General features: G+C 71.6%; 26 protein-coding genes and 1 pseudogene. 16 read left to right on the top strand and 11 right to left on the bottom strand.

Going from position 1 to position 26,790, the window contains the following annotated elements; translation table 11 throughout:
* Positions 1–17: 17 nt before the first annotated feature.
* Positions 18–1,004 (top strand): DUF5937 family protein, encoded by a 987-nt coding sequence (locus AB0D93_RS15375; protein ID WP_362119043.1) that lies wholly within the window; start codon positions 18–20, stop codon positions 1,002–1,004.
* Here the strand turns inward: AB0D93_RS15375 and AB0D93_RS15370 are convergent.
* The 3 genes from AB0D93_RS15370 to AB0D93_RS15360 form a co-directional block, all read right to left on the bottom strand.
* Complete coding sequence (locus AB0D93_RS15370; protein WP_362119040.1) at positions 1,001–1,768, bottom strand: hypothetical protein; 768 nt, start codon at positions 1,766–1,768, stop codon at positions 1,001–1,003. The two genes, AB0D93_RS15375 and AB0D93_RS15370, sit on opposite strands and share 4 nt — an antisense overlap.
* Before the next feature lie 111 nt (positions 1,769–1,879).
* A complete protein-coding gene (locus AB0D93_RS15365) occupies positions 1,880–2,173 on the bottom strand; it encodes an MTH1187 family thiamine-binding protein (RefSeq protein ID WP_362119037.1) in 294 nt (97 codons plus the stop codon).
* On the bottom strand, positions 2,170–2,514 hold the full coding sequence (locus AB0D93_RS15360; RefSeq protein ID WP_362119034.1) for a DUF3817 domain-containing protein: 345 nt from the start codon (positions 2,512–2,514) through the stop codon (positions 2,170–2,172). Before AB0D93_RS15360 ends, AB0D93_RS15365 begins: the two co-directional genes overlap by 4 nt.
* Positions 2,515–2,674: 160 nt before the next feature.
* Here AB0D93_RS15360 and AB0D93_RS15355 point away from each other — a divergent pair, with 160 nt between their 5' ends.
* From AB0D93_RS15355 to AB0D93_RS15340, 4 genes are all read left to right on the top strand, one after another.
* On the top strand, positions 2,675–3,307 hold the full coding sequence (locus AB0D93_RS15355; RefSeq protein ID WP_351800234.1) for an AIM24 family protein: 633 nt from the start codon (positions 2,675–2,677) through the stop codon (positions 3,305–3,307).
* Positions 3,308–3,309: 2 nt separating this feature from the next.
* A complete protein-coding gene (locus AB0D93_RS15350; protein WP_362119030.1) occupies positions 3,310–3,960 on the top strand; it encodes an AIM24 family protein in 651 nt (216 codons plus the stop codon).
* Complete coding sequence (locus AB0D93_RS15345; RefSeq protein ID WP_362119027.1) at positions 3,957–4,775, top strand: AIM24 family protein; 819 nt, start codon at positions 3,957–3,959, stop codon at positions 4,773–4,775. The genes AB0D93_RS15350 and AB0D93_RS15345 overlap by 4 nt, the downstream gene beginning before the upstream one ends.
* 92 nt (positions 4,776–4,867) lie before the next feature.
* Positions 4,868–5,344, top strand: coding sequence for a MarR family transcriptional regulator (locus tag AB0D93_RS15340; protein WP_362119024.1), 477 nt, complete (start codon positions 4,868–4,870; stop codon positions 5,342–5,344).
* A gap of 432 nt (positions 5,345–5,776) precedes the next feature.
* On the opposite strand, the gene meaB is transcribed toward AB0D93_RS15340, so the two are convergent.
* Both meaB and AB0D93_RS15330 read right to left on the bottom strand, forming a co-directional pair.
* Positions 5,777–6,733, bottom strand: coding sequence for a methylmalonyl Co-A mutase-associated GTPase MeaB (gene meaB, locus AB0D93_RS15335; protein WP_362119020.1), 957 nt, complete (start codon positions 6,731–6,733; stop codon positions 5,777–5,779).
* Positions 6,734–6,772: 39 nt separating this feature from the next.
* The gene (locus tag AB0D93_RS15330; protein ID WP_362119017.1) at positions 6,773–7,972 is read right to left on the bottom strand and encodes an acetyl-CoA C-acetyltransferase; all 1,200 of its coding nucleotides are present in this window, start codon (positions 7,970–7,972) and stop codon (positions 6,773–6,775) included.
* A 148-nt stretch (positions 7,973–8,120) separates the two neighbouring features.
* On the opposite strand from AB0D93_RS15330, the gene mce reads away from it, so the two are divergent.
* From mce to AB0D93_RS15285, 9 genes and pseudogenes are all read left to right on the top strand, one after another.
* Complete coding sequence (gene mce / locus AB0D93_RS15325) at positions 8,121–8,561, top strand: methylmalonyl-CoA epimerase (protein ID WP_362119014.1); 441 nt, start codon at positions 8,121–8,123, stop codon at positions 8,559–8,561.
* Positions 8,562–8,767: 206 nt separating this feature from the next.
* On the top strand, positions 8,768–12,649 hold the full coding sequence (gene scy / locus AB0D93_RS15320; RefSeq protein WP_362119011.1) for a polarized growth protein Scy: 3,882 nt from the start codon (positions 8,768–8,770) through the stop codon (positions 12,647–12,649).
* A gap of 182 nt (positions 12,650–12,831) precedes the next feature.
* Complete coding sequence (locus AB0D93_RS15315; protein WP_362119008.1) at positions 12,832–13,767, top strand: cellulose-binding protein; 936 nt, start codon at positions 12,832–12,834, stop codon at positions 13,765–13,767.
* A 125-nt stretch (positions 13,768–13,892) separates the two neighbouring features.
* Positions 13,893–14,852, top strand: coding sequence for an ATP-binding cassette domain-containing protein (locus AB0D93_RS15310; RefSeq protein WP_362119005.1), 960 nt, complete (start codon positions 13,893–13,895; stop codon positions 14,850–14,852).
* Positions 14,849–15,619, top strand: coding sequence for an ABC transporter permease (locus AB0D93_RS15305; protein WP_362119002.1), 771 nt, complete (start codon positions 14,849–14,851; stop codon positions 15,617–15,619). The genes AB0D93_RS15310 and AB0D93_RS15305 overlap by 4 nt, the downstream gene beginning before the upstream one ends.
* Before the next feature lie 101 nt (positions 15,620–15,720).
* Positions 15,721–16,992, top strand: coding sequence for an ABC transporter ATP-binding protein (locus AB0D93_RS15300; protein WP_362118999.1), 1,272 nt, complete (start codon positions 15,721–15,723; stop codon positions 16,990–16,992).
* Positions 16,989–17,876: an ABC transporter permease gene (locus tag AB0D93_RS15295; RefSeq protein ID WP_362118996.1), complete on the top strand. Its 888-nt coding sequence runs from the start codon at positions 16,989–16,991 to the stop codon at positions 17,874–17,876. Before AB0D93_RS15300 ends, AB0D93_RS15295 begins: the two co-directional genes overlap by 4 nt.
* Before the next feature lie 385 nt (positions 17,877–18,261).
* Entirely contained in the window at positions 18,262–18,483 is a 222-nt protein-coding gene (locus AB0D93_RS15290) for a hypothetical protein (protein ID WP_362118993.1), read from the top strand.
* Positions 18,444–18,746, top strand: a pseudogene (locus AB0D93_RS15285) (RICIN domain-containing protein); the annotation flags it as partial. The gene AB0D93_RS15290 and the pseudogene AB0D93_RS15285, both read left to right, overlap by 40 nt.
* Before the next feature lie 22 nt (positions 18,747–18,768).
* Here AB0D93_RS15285 and AB0D93_RS15280 read toward each other — a convergent pair.
* Complete coding sequence (locus AB0D93_RS15280; RefSeq protein WP_362118990.1) at positions 18,769–19,101, bottom strand: ATP/GTP-binding protein; 333 nt, start codon at positions 19,099–19,101, stop codon at positions 18,769–18,771.
* Positions 19,102–19,323: 222 nt separating this feature from the next.
* On the opposite strand from AB0D93_RS15280, the gene AB0D93_RS15275 reads away from it, so the two are divergent.
* Positions 19,324–20,352 (top strand): LLM class flavin-dependent oxidoreductase, encoded by a 1,029-nt coding sequence (locus AB0D93_RS15275; RefSeq protein ID WP_362118987.1) that lies wholly within the window; start codon positions 19,324–19,326, stop codon positions 20,350–20,352.
* Between the two features lie 116 nt (positions 20,353–20,468).
* Here the strand turns inward: AB0D93_RS15275 and AB0D93_RS15270 are convergent, their stop codons facing one another.
* Complete coding sequence (locus tag AB0D93_RS15270) at positions 20,469–20,861, bottom strand: SCO5389 family protein (protein ID WP_059252626.1); 393 nt, start codon at positions 20,859–20,861, stop codon at positions 20,469–20,471.
* Between the two features lie 276 nt (positions 20,862–21,137).
* Between AB0D93_RS15270 and nucS the strand changes: the two genes are divergently transcribed.
* Positions 21,138–21,809, top strand: a complete 672-nt coding sequence (gene nucS / locus AB0D93_RS15265; RefSeq protein ID WP_362118983.1) for an endonuclease NucS — start codon at positions 21,138–21,140, stop codon at positions 21,807–21,809.
* A gap of 30 nt (positions 21,810–21,839) precedes the next feature.
* Here the strand turns inward: nucS and AB0D93_RS15260 are convergent, their stop codons facing one another.
* The 4 genes from AB0D93_RS15260 to AB0D93_RS15245 all read right to left on the bottom strand — a co-directional run bounded on the left by AB0D93_RS15260 (position 21,840) and on the right by AB0D93_RS15245 (position 26,717).
* Positions 21,840–24,275 carry an ATP-binding protein gene (locus AB0D93_RS15260; protein WP_362118980.1) on the bottom strand — a complete coding sequence of 812 codons (2,436 nt, stop codon included), beginning with the start codon at positions 24,273–24,275 and terminating at the stop codon, positions 21,840–21,842.
* A 294-nt stretch (positions 24,276–24,569) separates the two neighbouring features.
* Entirely contained in the window at positions 24,570–24,893 is a 324-nt protein-coding gene (locus AB0D93_RS15255; protein ID WP_100828269.1) for an STAS domain-containing protein, read from the bottom strand.
* Between the two features lie 177 nt (positions 24,894–25,070).
* On the bottom strand, positions 25,071–25,919 hold the full coding sequence (locus AB0D93_RS15250) for a 3-hydroxyacyl-CoA dehydrogenase family protein (RefSeq protein ID WP_362118977.1): 849 nt from the start codon (positions 25,917–25,919) through the stop codon (positions 25,071–25,073).
* A 156-nt stretch (positions 25,920–26,075) separates the two neighbouring features.
* Complete coding sequence (locus tag AB0D93_RS15245) at positions 26,076–26,717, bottom strand: TetR/AcrR family transcriptional regulator (RefSeq protein WP_362118974.1); 642 nt, start codon at positions 26,715–26,717, stop codon at positions 26,076–26,078.
* Positions 26,718–26,790: the final 73 nt, after the last annotated feature.

Genomic DNA, 26,790 nt, shown 5'->3' with positions numbered 1-26,790 from the left:
TCTTCGAGGGGGTGGGCATGCCGTCGCGGCTGCACTTCGGCGACGACGACTTCCTGCGCTGCCGGTTCGCGATCTCGCCGCTGTGGGAGACGCAGGAGGCGGTACGCACGCTGAAGCGGCCCGACCGGCACGCCTACCAGGCGCCCTGGCTGCGGCGGATCCGGGAGGCGGCGGCCGGCCTCGACCTGACCCCACTGTGGCTGCTGATGCCCCGGCGCGGGCACTCCCCGGACTGGCTGGGCGCGCCGCCGATCGGACCGGCCGCCACGTTCGAGGAGGAGATCGCGGCCGTGCGGGCGTCCGACCCGGAAGCGGCCCGTGCGGACACCGCCCACTCGCTGGCCTGCACCCCGGGTGCGCTCGACTCGCCGCGGGGCCGGGCCTGGCTCGCGGACCCGGCGCGGATGGTCGCGGAGCTGGCGGACGCCGTGGAGGAGGCCTGGCGGGTGCTCATCGAGCCGGACTGGCCCCGGCTGCGGGCCCTGCTGGAGGCGGACGTCGCCTTCCACTCCCGGCGGCTGGCCGAGGTCGGCCTCGGCACGCTGCTCCCCGAGCTGGACACCCGCCTGTCCTGGGACGGCCGCACGCTGACGCTCGCACTGCACACCGAGTACGTCCGCGACCTCGACGGGCAGGGCCTCGTCCTGATGCCGAGCGTCTTCTCGTGGCCCGACGTGATCACCGGTTTCGAGCCCCCGTGGCAGCCGACGCTGGTCTACCCGGCCCGGGGGATCGCCGGTCTGTGGACGGAGCCGGGCGCCCGCACCCCGGACTCGCTGGTACGACTGCTGGGCCGCAACCGGGCCGAGGTGCTGACGGCGCTGGACGAACCGGCGACCACCACGGCCCTGGCCCACCGACTGGGCCTCGCCGCGTCCTCGGTCTCGTCCCACCTGACGGTCCTGCGCGACGCGGGCCTGCTGGCGGCGCGCCGGTACGGCCACCAGGTGCTGTACGAACGGACCCCGCTGGGCATGGCGCTGACAGCGGGACAGCACAGCTAGAGAGGCGCGGGGAGCCCGTACGCCTCGAGCCTGCGCAGCACCCGGGGCGTACGCGCCTGAGTGACCGGCGCCCGCAGGCACCGCCGGGCGGCGGGCGTCCCCGCGAGCGGCGACTTGAGGACCGCGAGCGAGCCGGCGACCACCAGTACCAGCGGACACAGATAGGCCACGGTGTCCGCGAAGGACCCGAAGAGCCGCAGAACCGACTGGAGACCCAGCCCGGTCAGGCACACCGTGAGGACGACCGCGCGGACCGCCAGCTCGACGAGCCAGTTGACCAGGGCCCGCTCGGGTGTGATCCCCCGCTCCAGCCACAGCCGGAGCCGGTCGAAGGACCACCCCGTCGCCCAGCCCGTCAACGGCCGCAATACCAGGCGGTCCGCGAGCGCCCCGAACGGGCCCCCGCGGGCGCGGTACTCGTACCCGGTGAGCAGGCGCACGCCGTGCGCGTCGGGCACGTAACGCCAGTAGGCGCTCGCGTCGGCGACCGGGGAGAGGGGGTGCGAGGAGGAGAAGCGCAGGGCACAGACCCGGGTGCCGTCGGGCCGGTCCCGCTCGCCGGCCGCGACGCCGGTGCCGGGCACGGTGAGGAACGGCAGCACGCGCCAGGTGCAGCGGAAGCGCCGCGGCTCGCCCGGCGTGGCCGGCAGGGGCTCGATCGTGCTGAAGCGGAGGTCCCAGCGCAGACGCGTGACGGGGTCCTGGGTGCGCGCCCACAGCTCGTCGAGGTCGGCGCCTATGTGTGTCTCTCGGTAGAGACCCATGATGTTCCCCCAGGCCAGAACGTGATAAGAGCGATCGCTCGGTTGATCAGGAGGGGAAAGTACACCGCCTTGAGCGACCGCCCCAAAGCGGCCGCCCCGGGGACGGCCCGGCTAGCGCGCCAGGTGCCGTTCGACGGTCTCGACCTTGGAGGTGAGTCCGTCGGTCACGCCGGGGCGGATGTCGGCCTTGAGGACCAGCGAGACGCGCGGGGCCCGCTCCTCCACGGCGGCGACGGCACGCTTGACGACGTCCATGACCTCGTCCCAGTCGCCCTCGACGGACGTGAACATGGCGTCGGTGCGGTTGGGCAGGCCCGACTCGCGGACCACGCGGACGGCGTCGGCGACGTACTCCCCCACGTCGTCGCCGACGCCGAGGGGTGTCACGGAGAAGGCGACGATCACGCGTTCACGACCCCTTCCTTGCGGGCGCGGGCCGCGATGAGCTCGTCCTCGGCGGCGCGCTTCAGCTTGCGCTCGGCGAAGAAGCCGCCGGTGGGCAGCACGGACAGCACGAAGTACAGCAGGCCGGTCTTCAGCGGCCACTTGGTGCGGTTCCAGGCGTCCGCCCAGAAGATCACGTAGAGGATGAACAGGACCCCGTGGATCGCGCCCATGACGGGGACCGCGTTGAAGTCCGTGGTCCGCTTCAGCACCGAGCAGACGAGCAGGATCAGGAAGGACACGGCTTCCGGGGCCGAGACCAGGCGGAGGCGGCGGAGGGCGGTGGCGGTCTTGATGTCCACGGGTCACCTTCGGTGGGAGAGACGTCCACGGTTTGTGAACGCAAGCACAAACGTCCGCCCATTGTGGCAAACGGCGGGCCTGGGGGTCCGCTCAGGGTCGGTGTCCACCCACGGGCTCTGTTCCCTCCACCCGTGGCGCCGCTACTTTCGCTGCGTGGCGATGTTCCGACTTCAGGGCAGCAAGGTGCTCGCCGTCGACATGACCGGGGACGCCGTGAAGGCGAAGAACGGCTCGATGGTCGCGTACGACGGGCAGATGAGCTTCAAGAAGCTGAGCGGTGGCGGCGAGGGACTGCGCGGGATGGTGACCCGGCGGCTCACCGGCGAGCAGATGACGGTGATGGAGGTGAAGGGGCACGGCACGTGCTGGTTCGCGGACCGGGCCTCGGAGATCAACCTGGTCGGCCTCCAGGGCGACAAGCTCTACGTGGAGTCCAGCAATCTGCTCGCGACCGACGCGGGGCTCAGAACGGGCACGACGTTCACCGGGCTGCGCGGTGCCTCACAGGGCAACGGGCTGTTCACGACGACCGTCGAGGGGCACGGACAGGCGGCGATCATGTCCGACGGGCCGGCGGTCGTGCTCCGGGTCAGCCCGCAGTACCCGCTGATCGTCGACCCGGGTGCCTACATCGCCCACCAGGGTGATGTCCGGCAGTCCTTCCAGTCGGGCGTGACGTTCCGCACGTTCTTCGGGGAGGGCGGCGGCGAGGCGTTCCAGATCCGCTTCGAGGGTGACGGGCTGGTGTACGTGCAGCCGAGCGAGCGGAACACGATCGCGGGGGATCTGTAGACATGGCGTTCCGGGAGATCAACTCCAAGATGGTCGAGGCGACCGTGCTGCCCGGGCAGCGGCTGTTCAGTCAGCGCGGCGCCATGCTGGCCTACAAGGGGGACGTGTCCTTCACGCCCAGCGTCCAGGGCGGCCAGGGCGGTCTGATGTCCATGATCGGGCGCCGGGTGACGGGCGAGGCCACGCCCCTGATGACCGTCGAGGGCAGCGGCACGGTCTTCTTCGGGCACGGCGGCCACCACGTGCACGTCATCCAGCTCACCGGCGACACCCTGTACGTCGAGGCCGACCGGCTGCTCGCCTTCGAGGGCACGCTCCGGCAGGGCACGATGTTCATGGGCTCGCAGGGCGGGGTGATGGGCCTGGTCCGGGGCCAGGTCACCGGCCAGGGGCTGTTCACCACGACCCTCCAGGGGCAGGGCTCGGTCGCCGTGATGGCGCACGGCGGCGTCTTCGAGATCCCGATCACCCCCCAGCGCCCGGTGCACGTCGACCCACAGGCCTACGTCGCCCACCACGGCGAGGTCCGCAACAAGCTGTCCACGGCGCTCGGCTGGCGCGAGATGGTGGGCCGCGGCTCCGGCGAGGCCTTCCAGCTGGAGCTGAGCGGCGACGGCACGGTGTACGTCCAGGCGTCGGAGGAGAAGCTGTGAGCGCGTACGGAACTCCGGGTGCCGGACCGGCCGGGCCGGTCGTGTACGACCCGATGACGCTGCCCGCCGACGACAACGTGAACAAGTACACGTTCTGTGTCGAGCTCAAGAGCGGGCAGTGGTTCCTGCAGAAGGGGAAGATGATCGCCTACTACGGGGCGATCGAGTTCAACGGCATCGGGCACGGCCGACTCGACCGAATTGTCCGCACGTCGTTCCATTCGCCACTGCACGCGAGCGACTGGGTCGTGGCGGCCGGCTCGGGCAAGATGCTCCTCGCCGACCGGGCCTTCGACGTCAACTCGTATGACCTGGACGACGGGAACTTGACCATTCGCGCGGGCAATCTGCTCGCTTTTCAGCCAAGTCTCGCGCTCAAGCAGTCGATCGTGCCGGGTTTTCTGACCCTTATCGGAACCGGAAAGTTCGTGGCCGCATCTAACGGTCCGGTGGTGTTCATGGAACCTCCGATCCGGGTCGACCCGCAGGCGCTCGTCGGGTGGGCCGACTGCCCGTCGCCGTGCCATCACTACGACCATGGCTATCTGACGGGTGTACTGGGCGGTCTACGTGCGATGACGGGCCTCGGCGGGGTGTCCGGGGAGGAGCACCAGTTCGAGTTCGTGGGCGCCGGGACGGTCCTGCTGCAGTCGTCGGAGACCCTCGTGGACGAGAGGGCGACGGGGGTCGTTCCGTCCGAACCGGGGGTGCCCGGAGGTGGCGGAGCGGCACCGGGCGGACACGGTCCGCAACCGTCGGGTGCACCGCGCCTTCCCGGACAGCTGGGGGACCTCCAGCGTCGCTTCGGGCTGTGAGCGGTAGTCTGCGGAGTGTGACGTCGAACGCGTGCGCACAGTCACACCACCCGAAGTAGTTCGTCATTCAACTTCTTAGGTAGACTTCATTCATGGAGACCGAGACGGCCACGCGCTGGCTGACCGATGCGGAGCAGTGCGCCTGGCGCACCCACCTGGAGGTCAACAGGCTGTTGACGTACCAGCTGGAGAAGGATCTGCAGCCGTTCGGCCTGACTATGAACGACTACGAGATCCTCGTGAACCTGTCCGAGTCAGAAGACGTACGCATGCGGATGAGCGACCTCGCCTCCGCCACTTTGCAGTCCAAGAGCCGGCTGTCGCACCAGATCACGCGGATGGAGAACGCGAACCTGGTACGGCGCGAGAACTGCGAGTCCGACCGTCGGGGACTGTACGCCGTGCTGACCGAGCACGGCATGGAGACGATGAAGAAGGTGGCACCCCACCATGTCGCGTCCGTGCGGCGGCACTTCATCGACCTGCTGTCGCCGGAGGCCCTGACGGAACTGGACAAGGCGCTCAAGCCGATCGCCGAGCACCTCAGGGGGCAGCGGGGGCGTCCCTGACGGCGGCTGAGCAGTCCGGGGTGCTGTAGCTGGGTGGGGGTGGGTCGCACGGCCCGGCGCCGACAGGGTGCCGCTGCGCCCGTCCCCCGCCGAGCGAAGCCCACGGAACCGCAGCCCCAGAAGGGCAGGGGCCACGCGCGGCCCAGGGGCACAGGGGCCACGCACGCCCCGGAGACGCAGGACCCACTCACGCCCCGGAGACGCAGGGGCCCACCCACGCCCCGGAGACGCAGGGGCCATCCACGCCCCAGAGACCAGGCCCCACCCACGCGCCAGAGACGCCATGGGCCCACCCACGCGCCAGAGACGCCATGGGCCCACCACGCCCCGAAGACGCAGGGCCCACCCACGCGCCAGAGACGCAGGGGCCATCCACACCCCGAAGACGCAGGGCCCACCCACCGGCCCGCCAACCCGTGAGGGCCGGGTGGGTCAGCCCTGGGTCAGACCCGCCACCAGCTCGTCCGCCGCGCGGTACGGGTCCAGTTCGCCCGCGACGATGCGTTCCGCGAGTGCGCTGAGGCGGCGGTCGCCGTGCAGGTCGCCGATGCGTTCCCGCAGGGCCGTGACGGCGATGGTCTCGACCTCGCGGGCCGCGCGGGCCCTGCGGCGCTCGGCGAGCACGCCGCGCTCCTCCATCCACGCGCGGTGCTTCTCCAGGGCCTCCACGACCTCGTCGACGCCCTCGGCGCGGGCCGCGACCGTCTTCACGATCGGCGGGCGCCAGTCGCCGGGGCCGCGGGACTCGCCGAGGCCCAGCATGTGGTTCAGCTCGCGGGCCGTGGCGTCCGCGCCGTCCCGGTCGGCCTTGTTGACGACGTACACGTCGCCGATCTCCAGGATGCCCGCCTTCGCGGCCTGGATGCCGTCGCCCATGCCGGGGGCCAGCAGGACGACGGAGGTGTCGGCCTGGGAGGCGATCTCCACCTCCGACTGCCCGACGCCGACCGTCTCGACCAGGATCACGTCGCAGCCGGCCGCGTCGAGGACGCGGATCGCCTGGGGCGCCGCCCAGGCGAGGCCGCCCAGGTGGCCCCGGGTGGCCATCGAGCGGATGTAGACGCCCGGGTCGGAGGCGTGATCCGACATGCGGACGCGGTCACCGAGCAGGGCGCCGCCCGAGAAGGGGGACGACGGGTCGACGGCCAGGACGCCGACCCGCTTGCCCTGTTTGCGATAGGCACTGACGAGCGCCGACGTGGAAGTCGACTTGCCGACACCCGGTGAGCCCGTCAGACCCACCACATAGGCGTTCCCGGTCAGCGGGGCCAGCGCCGCCATGACCTCCCTGAGCTGCGGGGACGCCCCCTCCACAAGGGAGATCAGCCGGGCCACGGCCCGCGGCCGGCCTTCCCTGGCCAGGGCCACCAGAGAGGAGACGTCCTGCATCAAACAGCTCCGTTCACTTCAGCGACGTACAGAGAGAACTCAGGCCTTCGGTACCCGCACGATCAGCGCGTCACCCTGGCCGCCACCACCGCACAGCGCGGCCGCGCCGACACCGCCACCACGCCGCTTGAGCTCGAGCGCCAGGTGGAGCACGAGCCGGGCGCCGGACATGCCGATCGGGTGGCCCAGCGCGATGGCGCCGCCGTTGACGTTCACCTTTTCCGTGGACACGCCGAGGTCCTTCATTGACTGCACGGCGACCGCGGCGAAGGCCTCGTTGATCTCGATGAGGTCGAGGTCGGAGACCTCCAGGCCCTCCTTCTTGAGGGCGTGCAGGATGGCGTTGGACGGCTGGGACTGCAGGGAGCTGTCCGGCCCGGCCACATTGCCGTGCGCGCCGATCTCGGCGAGCCAGGTCAGGCCCAGCTCCTCGGCCTTCGCCTTGCTCATCACGACCACGGCGGCCGCACCGTCCGAGATCTGGGAGCTCGTGCCCGCCGTGATCGTGCCGTCCTTGGCGAACGCCGGGCGCAGCTTGCCCAGGGACTCCGCGGTGGTGTCGCCGCGGATGCCCTCGTCCTTGCTGAACAGCACCGGGTCGCCCTTGCGCTGCGGGATCTCGACGGGGGTGATCTCGGCCTCGAACAGGCCGTTCTTCTGCGCGGCGGCGGCCCGCTGGTGGGACAGGGCGGCGATCTCGTCCTGCTCGGGGCGGGCGATGCCGAGGCGGGTGTTGTGCTTCTCGGTGGACTCGCCCATCGGGATGTTCGCCCACGGGTCGGTCAGGCCGTCGTGGGCCATCGCGTCGAGCATCTCGATCGCGCCGTACTTGAAGCCCTCACGGGACTTCGGCAGCAGGTGCGGGGCGTTGGTCATGGACTCCTGGCCGCCCGCCACGACGATGTCGAACTCGCCGGCGCGGATCAGCTGGTCGGCCAGGGCGATGGCGTCGAGGCCGGAGAGACACACCTTGTTGATGGTGAGCGCCGGGACGTTCATCGGAATGCCGGCCTTGACGGCCGCCTGCCGGGCCGGGATCTGGCCGGCGCCGGCCTGGAGCACCTGGCCCATGATCACGTACTGCACCTGGTCGCCGCCGATCCCCGCACGGTCGAGGGCGGCCTTGATCGCGAAGCCGCCCAGGTCGGCCCCGGAGAAGGACTTGAGGGAGCCCAGAAGTCGTCCCATGGGCGTGCGCGCGCCCGCGACGATCACAGAGCTGGTCGTTCCAGAAGGCATGAGCTGCGATCCCCTTACCGGCCTGCACAGCCGAGGAGTGAACGAGGGTTTACTTCGAATGTACTGATGGCACTCCGTGCCGTCATCGGGCCGTCGGTGTGATCGCGCGCACGTTGCGTAACCACGCGAGGAGCGCTGCACTGATTCCATGCTGACGCGAATCGACCACATCGGGATCGCCTGCCACGACCTCGACGCGACCGTCGAGTTCTACCAGTCCACCTACGGCTTCGAGGTGTTCCACACCGAGGTCAACGAGGAGCAGGGCGTGCGCGAGGCCATGCTCAAGATCAACGAGACCTCGGACGGCGGCGCCTCCTACCTCCAACTGCTGGAGCCGACCCGCGAGGACTCCGCGGTCGGCAAGTGGCTGGCCAAGAACGGGGAGGGCGTCCACCACATCGCCTTCGGCACGGCGGACGTCGACGCCGACTCCGAGGAGATCCGGGGCAAGGGCGTACGCGTGCTGTACGACGAGCCCCGACGCGGTTCCATGGGGTCGCGGATCACCTTCCTGCACCCCAAGGATTGCCATGGCGTCCTCACGGAACTGGTCACTTCGGCCCCTGTTGAGTCGCCCGAGCACTGACCCCCGTACATAAGGGCCGGTAGGGTTGGGGGCGGTCGTCCCCGAAAGCGGGGGGCGGCCGTGCCGGGGTCCGGGTTTCGGGGGACGAGCGTCGGGGCAGCAGCCCGTGCTCCGCCGTTGATCTGACACCATTCCCCGGGGGCCCCGTTCGGCGGATGGACGGAGCTCGCAGGAGAAGCTGACCAGGGGACGGATGGGACCGCGCAGTGCGGGGCTACGAGAGCCAGGAGCGAGAGCCGGCGGCTGACGTCGACCACCTCTCTCGGTTCGAGGCCGAGATGAAGCGGCTGAGGACCGAGCGGGAAAAGGCGATCCAGCACGCCGAGGACCTCGGCTACCAGGTCGAGGTGCTGCGCGCCAAGCTGCACGAGGCGCGCCGCACCCTGATGACCCGGCCCGCCTTCGACGGCGGTGACATCGGCTATCAGGCCGAGCAGTTGCTCCGCAATGCCCAGATGCAGGCCGACCAGCTGCGCCAGGACGCCGAGCGGATGGCCACGGAGGCCCGCGCGCAGACCCAGCGCATCCTGCAGGAGCACGCCGAGCAGGCCGCCCGGCTCCAGGCGGAGCTGCACCAGGAGGCGGTGACCCGGCGCCAGCAGCTCGACCAGGAGCTGGCCGAGCGCCGCGCCACCGTCGAATCGCACGTCAACGAGAACGTGGCCTGGGCGGAGCAGCTGCGCGCCCGCACCGAGCAGCAGGCCCGCCGGCTGCTGGACGAGTCCCGCGCCGAGGCCGACCAGGCGATGGCCGCCGCCCGTGCCGAGGCCGAGCGGCTGACCCGGGAGGCCCGCGAGCGGCTGCAGAACGACGCCGAGGAGGCCCGCGCCGAGGCCGAGCAGATCCTGCGCCGCGCCCGCACGGACGCCGAGCGGCTGCTGAACGCCGCCTCCACCCAGGCCCAGGAGGCCACCGACCACGCCGAGCAGCTGCGCACCAGCACGGCCAGCGAGTCGGACGCCGCCCGCCGGCAGGCGGCCGAGCTGAGCCGGGCCGCCGAGGAGCGGATGACGGCGGCCGAGGAGGCGCTGCGCAAGGCGCAGGCCGAGGCCGAGAAGCTGGTCACGGAGGCCGAGCAGGCCGCCACCAAGACGCTGGCGAGCGCCGAGGCCGCGAACGAGACGCGGACGCGCACCGCGAAGGAGCAGGTCGCCCGGCTGGTCGAGGAGGCCACCAAGGAGGCCGAGCAGACCAGGTCCGAGGCCGAGCAGCTGGTCGCGGACGCCCGCGCCGAGGCCGAGAAGATCGTCGCCGAGGCGTCCGAGAAGGCCCGCACGCTCACCGCCGAGGAGAGCGCCACCCAGCTGTCCAAGGCGGCCAAGACCGCCGAGGACGTGCTCAACAAGGCGTCCGAGGAGGCCAAGCGGACCACCAAGGCCGCCGCCGAGGAGGCCGAGCGGATCCGCACCGAGGCGGAGGCCGAGGCGGACCGGCTGCGCGCCGAGGCGCACGACATCGCCGAGCAGCTCAAGGGCGCGGCGAAGGACGACACCAAGGAGTACCGCGCCAAGACGGTCGAGCTGCAGGAGGAGGCGCGCCGCCTGCGCGGCGAGGCCGAGCAGCTGCGCGCCGACGCGGTCGCCGAGGGCGAGTCGATCCGCGCGGAGGCCCGCCGGGAGGCGGTCGCGCAGATCGAGGAGGCGGCCAGGTCCGCCGAGGAGCTGCTGGCCAAGGCGAAGGCGGACGCCGACGAGCTGCGGCAGACCGCGACCACCGACAGCGAGAAGGTCCGCACCGAGGCCATCGAGCGGGCCACCGGCCTGCGCCGGCAGGCCGAGGAGACCCTGGACCGCGCCCGCAAGGAGGCCGAGCGGCTGCGCGCCGAGGCCGAGGAGCAGGCCGAGACGGCCCGGGCGGACGCCGAGACCGCCGCGCGCGAACTGCGCGAGGAGACCGAGCGCGCCGTCGAGGCCCGCCGCGCCGAGGCCGCCGAGGAGCTGACGCGGCTGCAGACCGAGGCGCAGGAGCGGCTCGCGTCGGCCGAACAGGCACTGATCGACGCCCGTGAGGACGCCGCCCGGATCCGCCGCGAGGCCGGCGAGGAGACCGAGCGGCTGCGCGCCGAGGCGGCGGAACGCATCCGCAGCCTCCAGGAGCAGGCCGAGGCCGAGGCCGACCGGCTGCGCACCGAGGCCGCGTCCGACGCGTCCGCCTCCCGTGCCGAGGGCGAGGCCGTCGCCGTACGGCTGCGTTCCGAGGCCGCCGCCGAGGCCGAGCGGCTGAAGGCGGAGGCGCAGGACACCGCCGACCGGGTGCGCGCGGAGGCGCAGGCCGCCGCCGAGCGGCTGGGCACGGAGGCGTCCGAGACGCTGGCCGCCGCGCAGGAGGAGGCGGTCCGGCGCCGCCGCGAGGCCGAGGAGACCCTCGGTGCCGCGCGGGCCGAGGCCGACCAGGAGCGTGAGCGGGCCCGCGAGCAGAGCGAGGAACTGCTGGCCTCCGCCCGCAAGCGGGTGGAGGAGGCGCAGACCGAGGCGGTCCGGCTGGTCGAGGAGGCCGACCGGCGCGCCACCGAGATGGTCTCCGCCGCCGAGCAGCACGCCCAGCAGGTGCGGGACTCCGTCGTCGGCCTGCACGAGCAGGCGCAGGAGGAGATCACCGGCCTGCGTTCGGCCGCCGAGCACGCGGCGGACCGTACGCGGCGGGAGGCCGAGGAGGAGGCGGACCGGGTCCGTGCCGACGCCTACGCCGAGCGGGAGCGGGCGAGCGAGGACTCCTCACGGATCCGCCGCGAGGCGAACGAGGAGGCGGAGGCCGCCAAGGCGCTGGCCGAGCGTACGGTCGCGGAGGCGATCGCCGAGGCCGAGCGGCTGCGCGCGGACACCTCCGAGTACGCCCAGCGGGTGCGCACGGAGGCCTCGGACGCGCTGGCCGAGGCGGACCAGGCGGCCGCCCGTACCCGGGCGGACGCCCGCGAGGACGCCAACCGGATCCGTTCGGACGCGGCGACCCAGGCGGACACCCTCATCACCGAGGCCCGTAACGAGGCCGAGCGGCTGCAGACCGAGACGATCGCGGAGGCCGAGCGGCTGCAGTCGGAGACGGTCGCCGAGGCGGACCGGGTGCGCGCGGAGGCCCTGGCGGCCGCCGAGCAGCTCATCGGGGAGGCCACCGGCGAGGCCGAGCGGCTGCGCGCCGAGGCCGCCGACACCGTCGGATCGGCCCAGCAGCACGCCGAGCGGGTGCGGGCGGACGCCGAGCGGCTCAAGGCGGAGGCGGAGGCCGAGGCCGAGCGGCTCGTCGGCTCCGCGCGCGAGGAGGCCGAGCGGACGCTGGACGAAGCCCGCAAGGACGCCAACAAGCGGCGCTCGGAGGCGGCCGAGCAGGTCGACACGCTCATCACCGAGACCACGGCCGAGGTCGACAAGCTGCTCGGCGAGGCGCAGGAGCAGGCGCTGAAGACCACCGCGGACGCCGAGTCGCAGGCCGACACGATGGTCGGCGCGGCCCGCAGCGAGGCCGAGCGGATCGTCTCCGAGGCGACCGTCGAGGGCAACTCCCTGGTGGAGAAGTCCCGTACGGACGCCGACGAACTGCTGGTCGGTGCCCGCCGGGACGCGACCGCGATCAGGGAGCGCGCGGAGGAGCTGCGCGACCGCATCACCGCCGAGATCGAGGAACTGCACGAGCGGGCCCGCCGCGAGGCCGCCGAGACCATGAAGTCGACCGGCGACCGCTGCGACGCGCTGATCAAGGCCGCCGAGGAGCAGCTGGAGAAGGCGGAGGCGAAGGCCAAGGAGCTGGTGTCGGAGGCGAACTCCGAGGCGGGCAAGGTGCGCATCGCCGCGGTCAAGAAGGCGGAGGGGCTGCTCAAGGAGGCCGAGCAGAAGAAGGCCAGCCTCGTCAAGGAGGCCGAGGAGCTCAAGGCCGAGGCGATCCGCGAGGCCCGGCGCACGGTCGAGGAGGGCAAGCGGGAGCTGGAGATCCTGGTGCGCCGGCGCGAGGACATCAACGCCGAGATCTCCCGGGTCCAGGACGTCCTGGAGGCGCTGGAGTCCTTCGAGGCCCCGGCTGCGGGCAAGGACGGCGGTGTCAAGGCCGGCGCGACGGTGGGCGCCCCCCGATCGGGTGGCAAGCCGTCAGACGGCTAGTGTGAGCGAGGCGTTCCGGTATCGTCTGGGGGCTTTGCCCGACTCCTTGGCAAGCGGTCCGCCGGGCAGCCACTCAAAAGAGGTCCCATTCTCCAGATCAAAACCGTATCCGCTCGATGACACACCGCTTCGGCCCCTAGGATTCCCCTTATCACCTCACCGGTCTCATTGACAGGAACCCCATGAGCGACACTTCCCCCTACGGCTTCGAGCTTGTGCGGCGTGGGTACGACCGCGCTCAGGTGGACGAACGTATCTCCAAGCTCGTCTCCGACCGTGACAGCGCTCTCGCCCGCATCACCGCCCTGGAGAAGCGCATCGAGGAGCTGCACCTCGAAACGCAGAACGCCCAGGCCCAGGTCACCGACGCCGAGCCGTCGTACGCGGGTCTCGGCGCGCGGGTCGAGAAGATCCTGCGGCTGGCCGAGGAAGAGGCCAAGGAACTGCGTGAGGAGGCCCGGCGGGCGGCCGAACAGCACCGCGACCTCGCCGAGTCGGCGGCCCAGCAGGTCCGCAACGACGCCGAGGCGTACGCCGCGGAGCGCAAGTCCAAGGCCGAGGACGAGGGCGTCCGGATCGTCGAGAAGTCGAAGGCCGACGCCGCCCAGCTGCGCGCCGAGGCGCAGAAGGACGCGCAGTCCAAGCGCGAGGAGGCGGACGCCCTCTTCGAGGAGACCCGCGCCAAGGCCGCGCAGGCCGCCGCCGACTTCGAGACGAACCTCGCCAAGCGCCGCGAGCAGTCCGAGCGCGACCTGGCCTCGCGTCAGCAGAAGGCCGAGAAGCGGCTGGCGGAGATCGAGCACCGCGCCGAGCAGCTGCGCCTGGAGGCCGAGAAGCTGCGCACGGACGCCGAGCGCCGCGCCCGCCAGACGGTGGAGACGGCCCAGCGCCAGGCCGAGGACATCGTGGCCGACGCCAATGCCAAGGCGGACCGCATCCGTTCGGAATCCGAGCGCGAGCTGGCGGCGCTCACCAACCGTCGCGACAGCATCAACGCCCAGCTGACGAACGTCCGCGAGATGCTCGCCACGCTGACCGGCGCGGCGGTGGCCGCCGCCGGCGCGCCGGGGGACGAAGAGCCCATTTCTCGTGGGGTGCCGGCGCAGCAGTCCCGGTAACCGCGGTGGTGGGGGAACCGCGGGCCGGACGTGGCCGGCCGCGCGGTTCCCGCGCCCCTGCGGGCGCTTTCGGAGCCCTCGGCCTTCAGGTGGCAGGGGGCTTCGTGCCGTTTTAGCGTGACCGCATGATCGAGCTGGCGGGCCTGACCAAGCGGTACGGCGAGAAGGTGGCGGTGGACGGACTCACCTTCGCGGTCGGACCCGGCATCGTCACCGGCTTCCTCGGCCCCAACGGGGCGGGCAAGTCCACCACCATGCGGATGATCCTCGGGCTCGACCATCCCACCGCGGGCGACGTCCGTATCGACGGCCGGCACTACGCCCAGCTCAAGGACCCGCTGACGTACATCGGCGCGCTGCTGGACGCCAAGGCCGTGCACGGCGGGCGCAGTGCCTACAACCACCTGCTGTGTCTCGCGCAGAGCAACGGGATCCCGGAGACCCGGGTGGCTCAGGTGCTGGACACCGTCGGGCTCACCTCCGTGGCGCGGAAGAAGGCCAAGGGGTTCTCGTACGGCATGGGGCAGCGGCTCGGGATCGCCGCGGCGCTGCTCGGTGACCCGCGGATCCTGATGTTCGACGAGCCGGTGAACGGGCTGGACCCGGAGGGCATCCACTGGATCCGGAGCCTGATGAAATCGCTGGCCGCGCAGGGCCGCACGGTGTTCGTCTCCAGTCACCTGATGAGCGAGATGGCGCTGACCGCCGACCACCTGGTGGTCATCGGGCAGGGCCGGCTGCTCGCGGACACCTCCATGGCCGGCTTCATCCGGGAGAACGCGCGGTCGTACGTGCGGATCCGGTCCCCGGAGCGGGAGCGGCTGCTCGATGTGCTGCACGCGGACGGGACCACCGTCGTGGAGGCGGGCGGCGGCGCGCTGGAGGTGGACGGCGGCGAGGCGGAGCGGATCGGTGAGCTCGCGGCGCGGCACGGGATCGTGCTGCACGAGCTCAGCCCGCAGCAGGCCTCGCTGGAGGAGGCGTTCATGCGGCTGACGGCCCAGTCGGTGGAGTACCACGCGCATGCCGGCCCGGAGCCCGCCCCGCGGGACTGGGGCGCCGGCTGGAGGGGGCCCGGGCGATGACGGCCGTGCAGGTCATCCGGTCCGAGTGGACCAAGATCCGGTCGGTGGCATCCACGGTGTGGACGCTGTCGCTGGCCGTGGTCCTCACCATCGCCGTCGGCATGCTCATCTCCGCGCTGTCACGGAGCCAGTTCGACTCGATGCCGGTGCGGGACCGGCTGGCCTTCGATCCGACCTACGTCAGTTTCGCGGGCATGAGCCTGGGGCAGCTCGCCATGATCGTGTTCGGGGTGCTCGTCGTCTCGAACGAGTACAGCACCGGCATGATCCGGGTCTCGCTGGCCGCCGTGCCGCAGCGCGCCACCTTCCTGTTCAGCAAGATCGCGGTGGCCGGCGCGCTCGCCCTGCTGGTCGGCATGTGCACGAGCTTCGTCGCGTTCTTCCTCGGCCAGGCGATGCTCGGCCCCCACCGGGCGGGGATCGGTGACCCGGGAGTGCTGCGCGCGGTGCTCGGAGGGGGGCTGTACATGACGCTGATCGCTGTGTTCTCCATGGGCGTCGCCGCCATGCTGCGCTCGCCGATGCTCTCGCTCGGCATCCTGATGCCGTTCTTCTTCCTGGTCTCCAACATCCTCGGCAACGTGGACGCGACGAAGAAGATCGGCCGGTTCCTGCCGGACCAGGCGGGCAGCCGGATCATGCAGGTGGTGCCGGGAATCGGCGACGACAGGCCGTACGGGCCCTGGGGCGGGCTCGGGATCATGGTGCTGTGGGTGATCGCCGCGCTCGCGGGCGGTTACGCAGTGCTCAAGAGCCGGGACGCATAGCTTTACTTCCTCTTGGGCGGAACCGTCAGCGCCCCGATATCCTCCTAACCCTTACGGGGGCGTGTGCCCCGCTGTCCTGAACCTTTCGATGGGTGCGGAGCATGATCGAGGCTGTCGGCCTGACCAAGCGCTACGGCGACAAGACCGCCGTGTACAACCTTTCCTTCCAGGTGCGGCCGGGTGCCGTCACCGGCTTCCTCGGGCCGAACGGCTCCGGCAAGTCGACGACGATGCGGATGATCCTCGGACTGGACAACCCGACGTCCGGTTCGGTGAGCATCGGCGGCTACCCGTACCGCAAGCTGCCCAACGCCCCCCGCCAGGTCGGCGCGCTGCTCGACGCGAAGGCCGTGCACGGCGGCCGGAGCGCCCGCAACCACCTGCTGAGCCTCGCCCAGCTGTCGGGCATCCCGGCCCGGCGCGTGGACGAGGTGCTCGGGGTGGTCGGCCTGCAGGACGTGGCACGCAAGCGCTCCAAGGGCTTCTCGCTCGGCATGGGCCAGCGCCTCGGCATCGCCGCCGCGCTGCTCGGCGACCCGCAGGTGCTGCTGTTCGACGAGCCGGTCAACGGCCTCGACCCCGAGGGCATCCTCTGGGTCCGCAACCTGATGAAGGCGCTCGCGGCCGAGGGTCGTACGGTCTTCGTCTCCTCGCACCTGATGAGCGAGATGGCGCTGACCGCCGACCACCTCATCGTCATCGGGCGCGGCCAGCTGCTCGCCGACATGAGCGTGAAGGACTTCATCTCCGCCAACTCCGCCGACTTCGCCCGGGTGCGCACCCCGGACAGCGAACCCCACCTGCGCGAGAAGCTCAGCACCACACTCACCGAGGCGGGCGGCCATGTGCTGCCGGAGCAGGACGGCGCGCTGCGCGTGACCGGGCTGCCGCTGCCCCGGATCAGCGACCTGGCGCACGACGCGGGCGTCCGGCTGTGGGAGCTGTCGCCGCACCAGGCCTCGCTGGAGGAGGCGTACATGCGGATGACGCAGGGCGCCGTGGACTACCGCTCGACCGTCGACCAGAAGGCGGGCCTGCAGCAGCCGCTGCCGCCGGGCGCGCAGCCGCCCATGCCGGTGCCCGGCCAGGGCCAGCCCGGCTGGTACGCCCCGCCGCCGCCCCAGCAGGGCGGGCAGCCGTTCGCGATGCCGCAGGCGCCCGCGGGGCCGTACGGCGGCGCGCAGCAGGGCGCTTACGGCGCTCCCGGTGCCGGCGCCCCCAACCCGTACGCCCAGCAGGCCGCCCCGCAGCCCCCGCAGGCGCAGCCGGCCGTCCCGGCGCCGCAGGACCAGCCGCCGGCCCCGCCGGTCGCCTCCACGCCCGCGCCCGCCCCCGCCCCCGCCGACCTGACCAAGCCCGAGGACGCCCGATGAGCACCCACCAGCCCCCGATGCCGCAGGCCCCGGCCGCCGTGCCCGACTGGCAGGCGGCGCCCGGCGGGTCGTACCCCGGTTACACCTCGCCCATCCCGGTCGTGCGCACCCACCTCGGGCACGCGCTGGCCTCCGAGTGGACGAAGATCAAGTCGGTGCGGTCGACGATGTGGACGCTCGGCGTGTTCGTGCTGCTCGTCCTCGGCATCGGCCTGCTGTCCGGCTCAGTGGTCAGCTCCAACTCCGGGTCGGAGAGCCTGTCGGACCAGAACCCGCTCCAGTTCGGCTTCTTCGGCCTGCTCCTCGGCAGCATGTGCATCATCACGCTCGGCGTGCTGACCACGGCCTCGGAGTACGGCACCGGCATGATCCGCACGACGATGACCGCGTGCCCGAGCCGGGCCCGGGTGCTCGGCGCCAAGTCGATCGTGTTCTTCGTCGTCGCCTTCGTCGTCACCCTGGCCGCGTCCGGCTTCGTGGCGATGGTCCACGCCTCCATGCTGGACGGCGTGGGCGGCGCCCGTACGCCCTCCACGGACGACTGGCTCAAGGCAACCGTCGGCGTCAGCCTCTACATCGCCCTGCTCGGGCTGTTCTCGCTGCTCATCGGCTCGGTCATCCGGCACTCCGCGGGCGCCATCACCATCATGATCGGCGCGGTGCTGGCCCCGCTGGTGATCGCGCTGTTCATGGCCTCGCAGTCGCTGTCCAAGATCCGCGAATGGCTGCTGGAGTACTCCATCCCGAGCCAGATGAGCTGCTTCTACGACAACTCCCTCAGCAGCTCCGGCCCCACCGGCTGGGACCCGCTGTGGATCATGCTGGGCCTGACGGCCGCGGCGTTCGCCGGCGCCTGGGCGCTGCTGCAGAAGCGGGACGTCTGAGCCTGGACGTCCACCGAACACGGGCCTCCCGGGCGCCGCGGATCAACCGGTCCGCGTGCCGCCGACGGGAGGCCCTCGTGTCTCACCGCCGTACCCGACGACACCCCGAAAGGCGACGACAAGACCCTCAAGGCCGTCGACGACGCCGGCAACCCCCTCTACGGCAAGGACCCCGACCCGGCCGGGACCATCCAGCAGGAGTGGAACCGGGCGCTCGCCGAGCACGACGCCTTCCAGTGGATGCACGGCGGCCCCGCCACGAACGGCGGCGCCGGCGACGCACGCCTCTTCCTCTCCTCCGGCGGCTTCCCGCACACCGCCCCGCAGCCGGGTACGCCGGAGTACCGCATCGCGGTGGAGGACGTGAAGTCCCGGTTCCCGGCATGTGGTTGGCCCGCTCGACCCGGACGACGTGCTGGGCGACATCACCTCCACCGCGGCCGACGAGTGGCAACAGGAGGTCTCCTCCCAGGACGCCCAGCGCAACCAGATCCTGGACGCGAACAAGACCGCCGTCGACGCACTCACCAAGGGTGCGAAGGCGCTCAGCGAGATGCTGGGGCACTCCTGGATCGCCGACCACCTGACGCTCTGGCAGGACTACTGATCTCCGGCGGATCGGCTGGATCGGCGACAGCCCGACGGTCATCGAAGTGCACGCCTCGAAAGACAAGTGCCCTCGACGTCCAGGGCGGGAAGAAGGACAACGGCACGCCCGTCCAGGCCTACACCTGCAACGGCTCGGCAGCCCAGCAGTGGGTGCTCTACGACAGCGACGACAACCTGCTCCTGCGCAACGTCAACTCCATGAAGTGCCTCGATGTGCGGAGCGGCAACAACGCCAACGGCACGAAGAACCAGATCTGGTCATGCAACAACTCCCCCGCGCACGCTAGAACCTCGGCGCGTTACGGGACCGCGGCACCCTCGTGGTGCGGCGGTCCTTCGCGTTCCAGCAGGCCTTGTGCCAGTGGCGGCGGTCGTCGACGCCCGCGTGTTCCGGCCAGGCCACCACGTGCGGGACCCCGGAGGGGATCAACTGGTCGCAGCCCGGACAGCGGTAGGTCTTGCCCTCGGCGCTCGCCCCGGCGACATGGCGTACGCTCCACTCCTCGCCCTGCCAGGTCTCGGTCGACTGCCAGCCGCCGTACCGGCCGGCGCGGTCCTCCTCGGCGCTCCGGCCCGACGATCCGGCTGCCTTCGGTCGGTTGCGACGCGGGGACACGGGACACCTCTCGGGGCTATACAGAAAGCACGGGCTGCATCCAGCCTACGCGCCGCCGAGCGGGGTACGCGTACGGAACCAAACCGTACAAGTCCCCCTCCGGGACAGCGATTCTGCAGACAATCCGCAAATCTCTCCGCCAGGCCGTGTCCTGGGCACGTGTCGGACGGTTATGCCGGGTGGGGGAGCTCCGTGTCGGGGCCGAGGAAGCAGGAAGACGCGATGTACGTAGGAAGCTTTGTGCTGGGCGCCCAGTTCCCGGGCCAGGGTCCCGGGGAGGCCCTGCACCGGGCGGTCCGCTCGGCCGAGGTCGCCGAGGCGGCCGGCCTGGACGCCGTATGGCTGGCCGAGCACCACTTCGTGCCGTACGGCACATGCCCGTCCGCGGTCACCCTGGCCGCCTTACTGCTCGGCCGCACCCGCCGCATCCGCGTCGGCACAGCGGTCAGCGTACTGCCCACCGCTCACCCGGTCGCCCTCGGCGAACAGGCCGCGCTGCTGCACCTGACGAGCGGCGGACGGTTCACGCTGGGCGTGGGCCGCGGGGGGCCCTGGGTGGACCTGGAGGTGTTCGGCGCGGGCCTGGAGGCCTACGAACACGGGTTCCCGGAGTCGCTCGATCTGCTGCTGCGCTGGCTGCGCGAGCCGTCGGTGTCGGCGTCCGGCGAGCGGTACCGGTTCCGCGAGGTGCCGGTCGTGCCCCGCCCGTCGGAGGCGCTGACGGAGACCCCGGGACCCGAGGTCGTCGTCGCCTGCACCTCCCCGGCGAGCGTACGGCTGGCCGCCGAGCGCGGGCTGCCGATGCTGCTCGGCATGCACGTCGGGGACGAGGAAAAGGCCGAGATGGTCGCCCTGTGGCGGCGCTGTGCCCGCGCTGCCGGGCGGCCGGCCGAGGAGATCGCGGGCGCCGCGCACGTCTCGGCCGGGGTGTGCCAGCTCGCCGACCGGCGCACGGATGCGGCGGAGACCCTCATGAAGGCGATGCCGGGCTGGCTGAAGCACGGCCTGGAGGCGCATGTGACGGTCGACAACCGGCAGCGCGCCATGCGCGACCCGTACGCCTACACCGAACTGCTCTGCGGCCTGCACCCCGTAGGCACCCCGCGGCTGGCCGCCGACCGGCTCGCGGCCACCTCGGAGCGCACCGGCATCTCCCGCTTCGCCCTCCTCGTGGAGGGCTCGGGCGATCTCGCCGCGACGGAGGAGAACCTACGACGGCTGGGCGCCGAGGTGCTGCCCCAGCTGCGCTGAGCGCCCACCGACCCGTCGGCCGCCTGGAGGGCTTGCCGCCCCAGCACCGAATGCACCTCCCGCGGGTGGAGCGGCAAGCAAGCGGCTCACGTCCGTCGTCGTACCGGGGCTGCCCGTCAGCAGTCCCGAAACTCCGGCGACTGGTTCAGCAACTGGCTGCGTACCGACGTGAAGCGGGCCAGCGTCTCGTCCACCGAGGCGTCGAGCGGGAACACCGCCACCCGGTGGCAGTTCTGGAAGGCCAGCCGCACACCGAAGTGCCGCTGCAGGGCGCCGCGGATGGCGTCACTCGCGAGCGCACGCAGCAGCTGTCCGCGTGCCTGCTCGTCCGGCGGGGGCGTCTGGTTGTCGGCGAACGGTCCGCCGTCGACCTTCAGCTGGGCCACCAGGGAGCTGATCATCTCCCATGCGTAGGGCAGGGAGGTCCGGACGCAGTCGACGAATGCTGCTTCGTCGACCTCGCCTCGCTCGGCCTGTTCGAGTAGGGCCGGTGAGACGTCGAGCGACATGGGTTCTCCTCTCGCACCCCCGCGGAGCAGGGGTTGCCGGACAGATAAGGGAGTTCGCGATATCGAACACGCTCAGTACACATGCGGCGACCTCCCGTTTACTACGGTAGGCAACGGTCGGTGACCACACCAGCAGATTGCGTATATGGAACGGTCCCGTTACGGGCACAATCGGCCAGGGATGAACAAGAGTTTCCAGGGACAATTGGGACGATCGATCGGGAGCGGGGCGGGCGGATCGCGCGCACCGACGGGCGTCGAGTAGCGTTGCCGACCATGCGTCTCGTCATTGCCCGGTGCTCGGTCGACTACGCCGGCCGGCTCACCGCCCACCTGCCCTCGGCGCCCCGCCTGATCCTGGTCAAGGCGGACGGCAGCGTCTCCATCCACGCCGACGACCGGGCCTACAAGCCCCTCAACTGGATGTCGCCGCCCTGCACGCTGAAGGAGGGCGCGGGCGAGGACGAGGGCGTGTGGACGGTCGTCAACAAAGCGGGCGAGAAACTGATCATCACGATGGAGGAGATCCTCCACGACTCCTCGCACGAACTCGGCGTGGACCCCGGTCTGATCAAGGACGGCGTGGAAGCACACCTTCAGGAACTGCTCGCCGACCGCATCGAGACACTCGGCGACGGGTACACGCTGATCCGCCGCGAGTACATGACAGCGATCGGGCCGGTGGACATCCTGTGCCGGGACGCGGACGGCCGGACGGTCGCGGTCGAGATCAAGCGCCGGGGCGAGATCGACGGCGTGGAGCAACTCACCCGCTACCTGGAGCTGTTGAACCGCGACCCGCACCTGGCCCCGGTCCGCGGCGTGTTCGCCGCCCAGGAGATCAAGCCCCAGGCCCGCGTCCTCGCCACCGACCGCGGCATCAACTGCCAGATCCTCGACTACGACGCCCTGCGCGGCATCGAGGACGACAAGCTGCGCCTGTTCTGACGGGCTCCCCCGCCGCGCCGCTCCCCCGTGTCACATCACGGTGCCGGAGGACTGCGACGCGCTCTGCGAACCCGACGCGCTCCCCGACGTCTGCGGTGTCGTCGGGCCGCTCGCCGAGTCGGTAGTGGACGGGGTCGTGGTGCCCGTCGGGGTCGGAGTGGGCGTCGGTGTGGGCGTGCCGGTGGGGGGCGTCGAGGTCGGCGTGCCACTCGGGGAGGTCGACTTCGTCGGCGTCGGTGAACCCGGCTTGGTCGTGTGCGACTTGGACGGCGTCGGCGACGTGCCCCCGCCGCCCGTGCCCTTGGTGCCGCTCGGGCCGGCCGACGGCGTCGTGGCCGGCCGTGAGGACGTCGGGTCGTCCGTCGTGCCGTCGGGACCCGGGGCCGTGGGACGGGTGGCCGTCGGCAGCGAGCCGGAGCCCGTCCCCGGGTCCTTCTTCGGGTCCGCGCCGAGGCTGCCGTCGTCCGTGCCCTGGCTCGCCGACGGGTTGACGTCGACCTTGCTCGCCGGGTTCTTGTCGGCGTTCTCGTTGGACGTCATGCCGAGCGTCACGACCGTGCCGAGCACGGCGGCGAGCAGCGCCCCGGAGCCGACCGCCACCAGGTTGCGGCGGGCCAGCCGCCGGAAGGCCCCGCCACTCGACGTGGCGGCCGGGAGCCGCCGGGTGACCAGGGGGTCGCCGAGCGGCACGTACGGCGGCGGCGCCGACTCCTCGTGCCGTATCTCCGGCGGCTCCTCCCCCGCGGTCAGCGCGAACCCGGGCACCTCGCCCGAGCGGTCGGCGACCAGCGCGAGCGCCCGGCGCCCGGCGACGGTGCCCCGCTTGTCGGCGAGCGCGCCGCGCAGCCCGATGGACGCCTCCAGCTCGGCGCGGGCCCGGTCGAGCTGGCCCAGGCAGAGCGCGAGGACACCCAACTCGTGGTGGAAATAGGCTTGTTCGTGCACCTCACCGGCCAGCCGGGAGGCCTCCGTGCCGGAGCGCAGGGCCCGTTCCCAGGCACTCCAGTGCAGCCCGGCGGCGAACGCGGGCGCGGCCGTACGGGCGAGCCGCACCGCGCAGTTCGTCTCCCCTTCGGCGGACGGCGCCGTCTGCGGGACGATCGCGGCGATCGCGGCCAGGAGCGCGTCGGCCTCCGCGCACACCCGCTCGGGGGTGACCGACGGATGCCCGGCCCACCAGGCGTAGTGCTCGGCGGCGGTCTGCGCCTGCGCCTGGGCGTCGTCGGCGTAACCGGCGGCCTCCAGCTGGGTCTGCACCCCCGCCGCGAGGCGGTAGCGGGCGCCGACCGGGGAGACCAGCCCGCAGGCGGCCAGTTCACCGAGGGCGGCGTCGGCGTGGGTGTCGCCGATCAGCGCCGGCAGATGCGCCTGGTGCGGCACCTCACCGCCGAGGGCGACGGCGAAGCGCAGGGTGGCACGGGCGGAGGCGCTGAGCCGGGAGGCGAGCAGCGGGGCGGGTGCCGCGGCCTCGCCGAGCGAGGGCAGCGGTACGTCCTCCTCCAGCTCCGCCGGGGGCAGGTCCACCGGCGGCCGTACGTCCTCGAAGACGCCGTACTCGTCCACCGCCCCGGCGCCGGCCCGCAATGCGTCGCGCTGCCGGAGCAGGGCGCCCGCCTGGACGAACCGCAGCGGCAGCCCCTCGGACTCGAACCACAGGTCGCCCGCCCAGTTGGCCTCCTCCTCGGTGAGGACACGGCCGACCGTCCGCTCCAGGATCTCCACCCCGCCGGCGCGGTCCAGGCCGCTGAGGAAGACCTCCTCGACCGCGGACTCGGCGGAGGGCGCGGGCACCTCGGGGGTGGCGCCGATCAGGAACGCGCACTCCGGGGTGGCGTCCAGCAGCTCGTCGAGCGCGGCACCGCCGAACTCGATGTCGTCCAGGACGACGACCGCGCCGATCTCGCCGACGAGCGCGCGCAGTTCGTCCGGTTCCGGACGCTGGTCCGGGGCGTCGTGGACGGCGTGGAAGAGGTCGTGCAGGACGTCGGTGGTGGTGCGGTGGAAGCCGGTGAGCCGGACCACGCCGTCGGGGGCGAGGTCCAGGCAGTCCTCGGCGACGAGGTCGAGCAGAGCGGTGCGGCCGGACCCGCCGGGACCGGTGAGCCGGACCGAACGGCCGCGGGCCAGCAGCCGGACCAGGCGCTCGCGTTCGTCCTGGCGCTCCAGCAGGGAGACCGGCGGCTGGGCGGGGCCGGGCGGCACGGGCGGGCGGGCGGCCCGCTCGGCCTGGGCGCGCTCGGTCGCGGTGCGCTTGCGGGGCCGCTCCGGACGCAGGGCCGGCGGGCAGGGTTCTATCTCGCTGCCGTCGACGGGGTTGACGGTCAGCAGCAGGTCGCCGGAGAAGAGCTGCGCCGTGCGGGCGAGCGCGGGCGTACTCTGACCGAAGTCGGAAGTGAGGGATTCCCGGGGCGGACGGCGGCTGTGCGCCTGGCCGTGCTCCTCGGGTCCCGGGTTGATCGGGTCCATAGGTCCAAGCCCCCCAAAAGCGTCGTGTGCCCGTGATTCCGGCCCCTCCCGGCCTCGTCGCACACCGCGCTGTCGCTTCTGGTCCGGGCCCGCTCGGTCGAGGGTTGCGAGGTAGCGGGCGACCGAACCCTAAACCTTCGCTCAGTATCTCCGACAGGGCGGGGTGCCGTACGGTCCGAGACATCACAGTCCGGTGAGGATTGCCCCCCACGTGCGCTTCGGTGGCTGCGCCCGGGTCACCCCGTCGCCCCTTTCCCACCCGCTCGCCACGCCCGCGCCCGGCCGCCCGGCGGATCACACCCGGGGCAGCGACTCCACCCCGATGCCGCCCTCGATGGCGAGGATGCGGTGCAGCCGGGTGGCCACCAGCAGGCGCTGCATCTGCAGCGGGACACCGCGCAGCACCAGACGGCGACCGCAGCGGCCGGCCCGCCGATGGGCACCCATGATCACCCCGAGTCCGGTGGCGTCCCATGAGTCCAGTTCGGACAGGTCGAGCACCAGGTCGCCGACTCCGGTGTCGACGGCCGAGTGCAGGGCCGTACGGGCGTCCGCCGCGCTGCGGACGTCGAGGCGGCCCCCGACGACCAGCTCGGCATGGTCGCCCCTGATGTGCATATGCGCTCCCCGTTGAGTGCGGTTGGCGTACTCGGTGACGATGGTGACGATGCTGTGCACCGTCTGACTGCGTGAGTGCTGGTGCGGTTGCTGCTTGTAAGCGAACCGATACCGAATTCACCCCGGGGGGTGATGTTCCCGGGGTGAATGTCCGGCGTATGCGCGTACGGGTGGATCTCAGTACTTGTAGAAGCCCTGCCCGCTCTTGCGGCCGATGTCACCGGCGTCCACCATCCGGCGCATCAGCTCCGGCGGGGCGAACTTCTCGTCCTGGGACTCGGTGTAGATGTTGCCGGTGGCGTGCAGCAGGATGTCCACGCCGGTCAGGTCGGCGGTGGCGAGCGGGCCCATGGCGTGGCCGAAGCCCAGCTTGCAGGCGAGGTCGATGTCCTCGGCGGTGGCGACCCCGGACTCGTAGAGCTTGGTCGCCTCCACCACGAGGGCGGAGATGAGCCGGGTGGTCACGAAGCCGGCCACGTCGCGGTTGACGACGATGCAGGTCTTGCCGACGGACTCGGCGAACTCCCGCGCGGTGGCGAGGGTTTCGTCGCTGGTCTTGTAGCCGCGGACCAGCTCGACGAGCTGCATCATCGGCACCGGCGAGAAGAAGTGGACGCCCACGACCCGCTCGGGGTGCTCGGTGGCCGCCGCGATCTTGGTGATCGGGATGGCGGAGGTGTTGGAGGCGAGCACGGCGTCCGGGCGCACGATCTTGTCGAGCGCGCGGAAGATCTCGTGCTTGACCTCCAGCTTCTCGAAGACCGCCTCGACCACGACGTCGGCGTCGGCGGCGGCGTCCAGGTCGGTGGTCGCGGTGATGCGGGCCAGGGAGGCGTCGGCGTCGTGCGCCTCCATCTTCCCCTTGCTCACGAACTTGTCGTACGAGGCCTTGATGCCGTCGGTGCCACGCTTCAGCGCCTCGTCGGTGACGTCACGGAGAACGACGTCCCAGCCCGCCTGTGCGGCGACCTGAGCGATCCCGGACCCCATGAGACCGGCCCCGATGACAGCGAGCTTCCGTGCCACTGACGACTCCCTCGAATGCGCTCCAAGTCTGCTTCTCCGGCGGACCATAGCGGTCCGGAGGCGCTGTGTGAGCGGTTAGTAACGCGTGTCACGGTCTCAGAGGGTGAGACGCCGGTCACTTCTCGAATTTCTCCCGCTTTCGCGCCGGTTGGCGCTTCAGCCGGCCCGGCGGACGGCGTAGTTCAGGACGCGCTCGCCCAACAGGTCCTCGATGTCGTCGAGGAGGACGAGTACCTCTCGGGACACTTCGCGCGGTTCGCGGCCCTTGACCATCTCGCGCCCGATGACCGCGATGACCGTACTGTGGATCCACCCGATCTGACCCGCCATCAGGTTCGGCAGCTCGTCGCGCTCCGGTGCTCCGGTCTCCTCGCGCAGCGCCTGCTCCAGGTTGGCCTGGACCTCCTGGGCGAGGGCCCAGAGACGGGAGCGCAGGGCCGGGGCCTCCTCGACGACCTTCATGAAGGCGGCGTACCCGGACAGCAGGCCGACCCGCGGAGACACCGCCTCGACCTCCTCGCGAAGCTCCCGCAGGACCGCGGCGGCGGCGGACTCGCCCTCGGAACGGCCCCGGACCCAGCGGGCGAGGCGATCGACCATGCCGGCGGAGCGGTCGAAGAAGAGGTCTTCCTTGGCGGGGAAGTAGTTGTAGACGGTGTTGACCGAGACGTTGGCCGCGTCGGCGATCTCCGCGACCGTGACCGCGTCGAAGCCGCGCTCGACGAACAGCCCCGTGGCGACATCCGAGATGTACTGCCTGGTCTGCCGCTTCTTCCGCTCCCTGAGCCCCTCTGCCATGCCCGCATCCTAACTTCGCTGGAGCGCATGGAAACTTGGCTCCACTGAAAACTTGGGGACGTTGCAAAATTTC

The sequence above is a fragment of the Streptomyces sp. NPDC048191 genome, assembly GCF_040652655.1.
Classification (GTDB): Bacteria; Actinomycetota; Actinomycetes; order Streptomycetales; family Streptomycetaceae; genus Streptomyces.
The sequence above is the reverse complement of the archived record's forward strand: the minus strand, read 5'-3'. Positions and strand labels throughout refer to the sequence as shown.